The sequence below is a fragment of the Chitinophaga ginsengisoli genome (assembly GCF_003014595.1).
Lineage (GTDB): Bacteria > Bacteroidota > Bacteroidia > Chitinophagales > Chitinophagaceae > Chitinophaga > Chitinophaga ginsengisoli.
Genome location: NZ_PYGK01000016.1, coordinates 225,369 through 232,712 on the forward strand (window position 1 = coordinate 225,369; position 7,344 = coordinate 232,712).

The window sequence follows — 7,344 nt, forward strand, 5'->3', positions numbered from 1 at the left end:
GCCGGTAATGCTACGTATAACTGCGTGATTATGACAGGTATTTTTACGGTGCCTGGAAAAATGATGTACTTATATCCAGCCCTTCTTCTGTGCCAGTAACACCAAGCCTATACGATTGCGGACATTCAGTTTTTCCATAATGGTATTGGCATGTCCTTCTACTGTACGTGGCGACAAAAAAAGCGCTGCGGCGATCTCACGATACGTTGCTTCTGAGCAAAAATGTGGCAATAGTTCCCGCTCTTTATCGCTGAGCTCCGTTTTAACGACAGCTTTTTTTATATAGTCGTTGGATAGCGTTCTGCTAACCTGTGGGGTATAATAAACTCCTTCTTTCATGACAGTTACGAGGGCATTGGCAAGATCGGCCTGTTTGATGCTTTTCAGCAGATAACCTTTGGCGCCGGCCCGGATCATACGGATGACCTGGTCTTCATCATCCTGCATGCTGAGTGCGAGTATTAATATTTCGGGATGATTGGTGGTCAGCCATTGTGCCACTTCGTAGCCACTCATAACAGGCATCTGCACATCCAGTATTACCAGGTCCGGAATATTACGCTGTTGTTTAAACTTTTCAATCAACTCACGTCCGGTACTGCATACATACAGTATATCAAAACCGGGAATGGTATTGATCATTGTTGCCAGTGCCTCTGCAATTAAGATATGATCATCTACGATCACGATGTTATGTTTCATATGTGGAGGTATTCTGATTGGGGTTAATAGTAAGCTGTAATGTTGTGCCGTCGTCAGTCGTCCATATACAGTGGGCGCCAATAGATTTTGCACGGCTATTGATCATGGCCACTCCGCTGCCTGAACGGGAATCGTAAGGTTTCATTTTAGCAGGATCAAAGCCGGCTCCATTATCGCGACATCGTATTTCGAATACCTCATTATCCTCAGCGATATCAATACTGATCAATGTGCAACCGCTATGTTTCAGACTATTCTGGATAAATTCCTGGCAGATACGTGCAAGGTGCAATTCTGTTCTGTCATCGGCAATCCGGAAAATGCCTTCGGGATAATGGAGTGTAGCATTACATAAATGACTTTGTTGCAGGCGATTGAGTTCCTTATCAAGAAAATGGATCAGACTGAAATCCGCTAACGTATGTGAAATCAGGATCTTACTGAGGCTTCTCAGCTCCTGCAGTGATTCCTGCACGAGGTTGTTGTGCAGTACAATATGGTGTTTAAGGGTTTGCATATCATCCAGCTGCAATGCGTTCTCCATCTGGAGATAAGCCAGCGTAAGTTTCTGTCCTACGGTATCATGCAGTTCTGAGCCAAGGCTTTGCATCAGGCTCCGCTGTATTTCCTGGCGGGCTTCCAGCAACTCTTGCCGGTGGCGGAGCACGGCATGCTCGCGCTCCCGCTCAAAAGTACGTGTTCTACGGCGGATGCTGATGATAATGAAACAAATGGCCATTACAACGATGATTACCGTCAATGCCAGCGACAGGAAAAAAACACCTATTTCTTCTTCGCCCATAGTATTCCAAAAATGATCAATCCGTACATAATATAATTCAAAATCATGGAAAGACGATAGTAGCCGAAAAAAATTGCCCGGTAATGCACGTACAGATAATTGTACATGGAGCGCAACGGCAATATACCCAGGTAGAAAAGCATGGTTCCCAGTGCAAAGTAAAACAAGGGATTCCTTTCAATAGCGGTTATACTATTGCTGTTCATACACTCATATAAATAATGCAGGCAACAGATAGCTACACAGCCAGCTTCTACTGTAAAATTCAGGGTATTGAACTGACGGGAATGTGGTAAGATAACATACAACAAGGTCAGTAAAACAGTCAGTGCTATGAAGCCCAGGATAATCAGTCTCCAGCCATACGATTGGGCATTCCGCCAGAACAGCAGAAAGATGCAAATGAATTGCAGGGGCGTCATGTAATTATACCAGACGCCATTGGACATCCAATTAGTCTCCCTTACTAATAAAAGGTAGCCCACCGTCTCGCTGATAACTACGACGGTGAGCAAAACCGGGATAAACATCAATCCTCTTTGCTTCAACATGCCTGATTTTACCCAGGCAACAGAAAATGAGGCCAGTTCCAGGGCCGAGAGAAAATAGTCCATGATCGTAAATATTCCTTGTTATCTATTCCTGCACTTTTGCCAGTGCTAACAGCGCGGCATTGCATCCATCGGGTGGCGGACAAAGATTACCCTGGTTTTTGCCGACATCCTTGTCGCTTTCCAGGCTAACTACTTCTGGTCCCATTCCCACCGGCATTCGTCTCAGCAGCGTAAGAAGTTGCTTCGCCTTTTGAGGATTCGTATAGACGTCCAATACCTGCTCAATAGTCATTGGATGTTTATTTGCCTGCAAAAAGCCCGGAAAGAATTCCACATAGTTCTTCAAAGCAGTATCCCAATAGGTAGGCACCATGATAAGCGTATGTCTGCCTTTCTTGGTATGCTCAATATCTGCTTCGGCTACTATTCCCGGATAAGCGGCATAATAAAACTTGATTCCAAGGTCACAGGATTTTATAGGCTGATTAACAGAATTCAGATGGGCTTCCCGTCCCAGCATGGACTCGACCTTACATATGAATTTCTTAATGGTATCTAAAGGGAACGTAATATAGCGGCTATCTGAAAAAAGGTTTGCCTGTGGTCCGTTTGTGGCCTGAAGTCCTTTTACCATATTCTCATGAATACCTTTGTATTGATGTTTGCCGTATTCCGATATCATTTCCACCGCTTCGCTCAGTTTAACCCATTTCATTGGGCCTGTGCACGGATCGGGGCAGGAAGTGCGTATAATCTGTACGCCACTTTCAGGGCTGGTAGTCCGGGATTCCTTCTTTTGTCGCTGATGGCATATTGCTGCAAGTGTTAACAGGACAATCCCTGCAAAGGAAAAGAGTAAAGGCTTCATAACAAATATGTTTGGGGTTAATGATTAAAAAAGGGAAATTTTTGTTGAAGGTAAGTCTCTTTTTCGGGAAAATACGGGCGCTAGACGTTACAATGGCATCTTCCTCTCACGGAAAGCCTTACTGTAAATGATCTGCATGAAACAGGACCTTATCTCGCAGTTTCCAAATACCGTAAATATACGCATCGGGGTATCGTAGATATCCCGATAAATTTAAAGTACAAGCACGTCTGAGATCACTGATTATACTATTGTATGCTGATCTTCGGGTAAATGATTTAGGCGGAAACATCGTTTCCGCCTTTTGTTTTTGCACTAGTTATTTTTTACAGTCGCTTGTACACACATGTCCTTTTTCTCCATGGGCATACACATGCTTACCGCTATCGTGACAAGCCTGGGTGCATACATGCTCTTTGAGTTTCATTTTTTCTGTCTTAGCTTTTTTCGGCTTATCCTGTTTTTTGTCTTGCGCCTGGGTGGCCAATGAAAGGGTTGCCAGGATACAGGTTGCAATGAACATTTTGCTGATAGATTTCATGTTTTCTTCGTTTGTAGTGTTATTGAATGCTTACCTTAATTATGTTGTTGATGGCTGGCAGCGTCGTAAATCCATTTGGATTGGGCACCGCCTGTATGGTTTTTGATTCGGTGAGTGGGGTACCGGCGAGGTTAAACTGTGTGATGCCGGCGCCGGGAAATTGATTGACTGCCGTACCATCATCATACAATCCGATAGTGGTGGAAAGGTCCCCTTTCTGGGTGGCATCCCAGTCATTGCCTGAAGTCGCAAAGAACCAATCGTTCGAGAAGCCGTACATGGTAGCAATAGCAATTCTATCACCTTTTACTACGGATAACATTTGCGATACCTTGCCGCCATTAGCACCATTGATGCGGGGAAGTAGTACTGTATTGGCAGCATCTTTCAGCACATACACAGCTTTCACCCCTTGTTTTGATTTAAGTGCGGTTGCCAGGATATCGGCATTACCTTTTTGCGCCAGGTCTTTCAGTCCTTCCCCACGGTCATTTTCGCCTGTCATGAAAAAGGGATTTTGCTGACCATTGTATACAACTACTAATACGGGAGACAAGGGCGTGAAAATACCCGTTTTGCCCATCAGGTAGGTATTCAGTACAGCATTGTCACCCATTTCTGCAATATTGGTAAGACCATTTGCAGAAGGTTTGCCATTCGAGTAGATGGCCTCTGGCAATAGCTGGTTACCACCGGCTACATACGAGATGGTCCATACGCCGGGGCTGAACGGGGTTTCATTGGCTGTGCCGCCCGATTTGTTGGTAATGGTAACAGTAAACATAGAATTACCGTTATAGGTCAGGGATACCTGCATTAATTTTGAAGCGGCCAGGTAGGAGTTACCGTAATCATCTGTGCCATTTACTTCTTTGATGTTCAGGGGCGTTTTTTCCATGACACCTGGGTGCGTTACAGCTGAACCGGGGGCCTGATTTACCCGTGTGCCGTTGTCCCATAGTTTTATCTGAGCGGATACATCGCCGGTAATGGGAGAGCCGTCGTCGTTGTATAACTTAATGCCTGGATTGTCTGGCGCAAAGAAGAGATCATTGCTCCAGCCATACATTGTGGCAAATGTGAGCCGCTGGTTTTTGGCGGCAGAAAAAGTGAATGAGGTGGATTGTCCGGGCAGAATAACCGGCGGCGTACCGGTCCCCTGAAAAGTGCCGGTTTCTACCAGTGGCTTACTGTCCAGCACATTCTCGACAGTAATAGTTGTTGATTGCGCAGGGGGCATATCATCATCTTTTTTGCAGGCGGCCAAGGATAGTGCGGAAATGAATAACGTACACGTTTTTAATAAGTTATAATTCATTTGTGTTGTGTTTTAATACCACAAAACAAAAGAAACAGTGTCCCACGGTTGTTGCAGAATTGTAACAAAAGTATCACAGTGGATCATCGCAGTCTTTTATTTAGCAACTTTGCTGCTATCATTATGGATAATAAATCAGTGCTGATCATCGAAGATGATCCCAACATAGTGGAACTGCTGCGCATTCATCTCCACGATCTGGGTTGCCAGGTGGCATCGGAAAGCGATGGTGCAAAAGGATTGGCCTCTGCCAGGGAAGGGCATTTTCGCCTGATTATACTGGATATAACGTTGCCCGGGTTGAATGGTATGGAGGTTTGCCGGAGAATACGACAGACCGACCGGCAAACGCCGATATTGATGCTTACTGCCAGAAGTGAAGAAATAGATAAAGTGATGGGGTTGGAAACGGGGGCTGATGATTATCTGACCAAGCCATTCAGCATCCGCGAATTCATTGCCCGGGTAAAAGTCATCTTCCGCAGAAGCGAAGAATTTGCAGCAGAAGCTGGTCCTGCGTCGTTATCTTCTGTCATAAATTTCGGTGGACTTGAAATAGACCTTGACAAAAGGAAGGTAACACTTAACAACAACCGGGTAGACTTGTCACCTAAAGAGTTTGACCTGATCACCCTACTGGCATCGAACCCTGGCAAGAGTTATAGTCGTAAACGCTTGCTCAACCTGGTATGGGGGTACGATTTTGAAGGCTATGAACATACGGTCAACAGCCACATCAATCGCTTACGGGCAAAGATTGAAGAAGATGTATCTAACCCTAAATTTATTCTAACCACCTGGGGCGTAGGCTACAGGTTTAACGAGGAATCATAAATGTCTGTACGAACTATAAAGGGGAATCGGCTTTTCTGGAAGATCACAGCGGTGTTTACGGGGCTGTTGATCGTATTGGGAATTGTGTTTGTGGTTATTGCCTCAAATTTTTCAAGGACATATTATACAGCTGCACATCAGGAGCTGTATGGCGATATAGCCCGGCATCTGGCCACGTTTACACAGCCTTTTAAAAATGGCAAGCCTGATACGAGCGTGACGCACGACATTATTCACTCTACTATGGTCGCCAATCCCAGCGTAGAAGTATATTTGCTGGATACCGCCGGTAATATAAAAGACTATGTAGTGCCCGATAAAACGGTGCAGATACACCAGGTAAATATTGCCAAAGTAAAACAGTGGATTTCGGCTGGCAATATGCACCGCCCCATGGGCGATAATCCTAAACAGCCAGGTGAACCGAGTATCTTCTCTGCAGCTCCGGTTTACGAAAAGGGCCGGTTGGTAGGTTATGTATACGCCGTACTGGCCAGTGAAAAGCAAAAAGCTATTCTGCAATCGTTGGATAATAATTTGTACTTACGCCTGGCGAGCTATATGTTTTATGCAGCGCTTACTGTAGCATTTATTGTTGGTATTGTTACCTTTTTCCTTATCACCGATAGTATTTGTCATATAGCCGGTGTGGTCAGGCGGTTCAAAGAAGGGGATTATACCGCGCGGATAGAAGGCTATGCAAAAGGTAATCTGGGCATGCTTACTTCTACCTTTAATGAAATGGCCGATGTTATCGTAGATAACATTGATAAGATTTCTGCTACCGACAAATTCAGGCAGGAATTGATTGCGAATGTATCACACGATCTTCGTACGCCTTTATCTATTATGCAGGGGTATGTTGAAACGCTTATGATGAAAAAAGATGAACTGGTTGCAACAGACAGGGAAAAGTACCTGTCGATCGTATATGATAGCAACCGGAAGCTGTCTGTGCTGGTAGAACAACTCTTTCAGTATGCCAAACTGGAGGCTAATCTTATTACGCCTCAAAAGGAATCGTTTATGATTGCAGATCTGGCAGCTGATATTATGATGGCCTACCAGTTGAAGGCAGATGAAAAGATGATCCGGCTCAGTATTCAGGCGCCAGATAATTTACCGCTTGTATTTGCTGACATTTCTCTCACGGAGCGTGTACTTCAAAACCTGCTGGACAACGCCTTTAAATTTACACCTGCCGGAGGAGCCATTACTATTCTTTTAACCGAAACCTATGCCGGTGTAAAAGTAGCCGTGACGGATACCGGTATGGGAATTTCGCCGGAGGATCTGGCACACATTTTTGACCGGTATAAACAGATACACTCCAGATTAGCAGAAACGAAGGGTATGGGCATTGGTCTGGCCATTGTAAAGAAAATACTGGAGCTGCATCAGGCAGCTATAGTAGTATACAGTGAACCGGGCAAGGGGACGACGTTTAATTTTGAATTACAGACATTATAAAGGGGATGCTGCTGAATTTTAAATGAAGCTGCATTACTGGCTCTTTGAATAAATTAAAAAAGTCCCGGCTAAACCGGATTGGTTCAGTATATTTTGATGCAAGTGTTTAATATTCATTCATTTGAGATAATCGGGTGTCGGTAGTGCACTCAAGTGAGGCCATATTCAAATGATGTACTTTGCAGTGATTTAAAGAGCTGTTGCGAAGATATGACTTTCAGAATAAAAGTATTTATATATAACCATCTGGATTGA

Annotated in this window: 8 protein-coding genes; 2 read left to right on the forward strand and 6 right to left on the reverse strand. The window is 44.4% G+C overall.

The window, feature by feature from the left end; translation table 11 throughout:
• Positions 1-69: 69 nt before the first annotated feature.
• The 6 genes from CLV42_RS27920 to CLV42_RS27945 form a co-directional block, all read right to left on the reverse strand.
• Positions 70-702: a response regulator transcription factor gene (locus CLV42_RS27920; protein ID WP_106605232.1), complete on the reverse strand. Its 633-nt coding sequence runs from the start codon at positions 700-702 to the stop codon at positions 70-72.
• Positions 692-1,504, reverse strand: a complete 813-nt coding sequence (locus CLV42_RS27925; RefSeq protein ID WP_106605233.1) for a sensor histidine kinase — start codon at positions 1,502-1,504, stop codon at positions 692-694. The genes CLV42_RS27920 and CLV42_RS27925 overlap by 11 nt, the downstream gene beginning before the upstream one ends.
• Positions 1,486-2,118 carry a hypothetical protein gene (locus CLV42_RS27930; protein ID WP_106605234.1) on the reverse strand — a complete coding sequence of 211 codons (633 nt, stop codon included), beginning with the start codon at positions 2,116-2,118 and terminating at the stop codon, positions 1,486-1,488. The genes CLV42_RS27925 and CLV42_RS27930 overlap by 19 nt, the downstream gene beginning before the upstream one ends.
• Positions 2,119-2,140: 22 nt before the next feature.
• Positions 2,141-2,926 carry a hypothetical protein gene (locus CLV42_RS27935; protein WP_146154506.1) on the reverse strand — a complete coding sequence of 262 codons (786 nt, stop codon included), beginning with the start codon at positions 2,924-2,926 and terminating at the stop codon, positions 2,141-2,143.
• 319 nt (positions 2,927-3,245) lie between these two features.
• Positions 3,246-3,467: a hypothetical protein gene (locus CLV42_RS27940; protein WP_106605236.1), complete on the reverse strand. Its 222-nt coding sequence runs from the start codon at positions 3,465-3,467 to the stop codon at positions 3,246-3,248.
• Positions 3,468-3,486: 19 nt separating this feature from the next.
• On the reverse strand, positions 3,487-4,707 hold the full coding sequence (locus CLV42_RS27945; protein ID WP_245901749.1) for a spondin domain-containing protein: 1,221 nt from the start codon (positions 4,705-4,707) through the stop codon (positions 3,487-3,489).
• 201 nt (positions 4,708-4,908) lie between these two features.
• On the opposite strand from CLV42_RS27945, the gene CLV42_RS27950 reads away from it, so the two are divergent.
• Both CLV42_RS27950 and CLV42_RS27955 read left to right on the forward strand, forming a co-directional pair.
• Positions 4,909-5,619, forward strand: coding sequence for a response regulator transcription factor (locus tag CLV42_RS27950; protein WP_106605245.1), 711 nt, complete (start codon positions 4,909-4,911; stop codon positions 5,617-5,619).
• Positions 5,620-7,089, forward strand: a complete 1,470-nt coding sequence (locus tag CLV42_RS27955) for a sensor histidine kinase (RefSeq protein ID WP_106605238.1) — start codon at positions 5,620-5,622, stop codon at positions 7,087-7,089.
• Positions 7,090-7,344 lie beyond the last annotated feature (255 nt).

Coding starts and splice junctions, on each gene's coding strand:
- CLV42_RS27950 (WP_106605245.1), top strand. CDS start 4,909: ATGGATAATAAATCAGTGCTGATCATCGAAGATGATCCCAACATAGTG.
- CLV42_RS27920 (WP_106605232.1), bottom strand. CDS start 702: ATGAAACATAACATCGTGATCGTAGATGATCATATCTTAATTGCAGAG.
- CLV42_RS27925 (WP_106605233.1), bottom strand. CDS start 1,504: ATGGGCGAAGAAGAAATAGGTGTTTTTTTCCTGTCGCTGGCATTGACG.
- CLV42_RS27935 (WP_146154506.1), bottom strand. CDS start 2,926: ATGAAGCCTTTACTCTTTTCCTTTGCAGGGATTGTCCTGTTAACACTT.
- CLV42_RS27930 (WP_106605234.1), bottom strand. CDS start 2,118: ATGGACTATTTTCTCTCGGCCCTGGAACTGGCCTCATTTTCTGTTGCC.
- CLV42_RS27955 (WP_106605238.1), top strand. CDS start 5,620: ATGTCTGTACGAACTATAAAGGGGAATCGGCTTTTCTGGAAGATCACA.
- CLV42_RS27940 (WP_106605236.1), bottom strand. CDS start 3,467: ATGAAATCTATCAGCAAAATGTTCATTGCAACCTGTATCCTGGCAACC.
- CLV42_RS27945 (WP_245901749.1), bottom strand. CDS start 4,707: ATGCCCCCTGCGCAATCAACAACTATTACTGTCGAGAATGTGCTGGAC.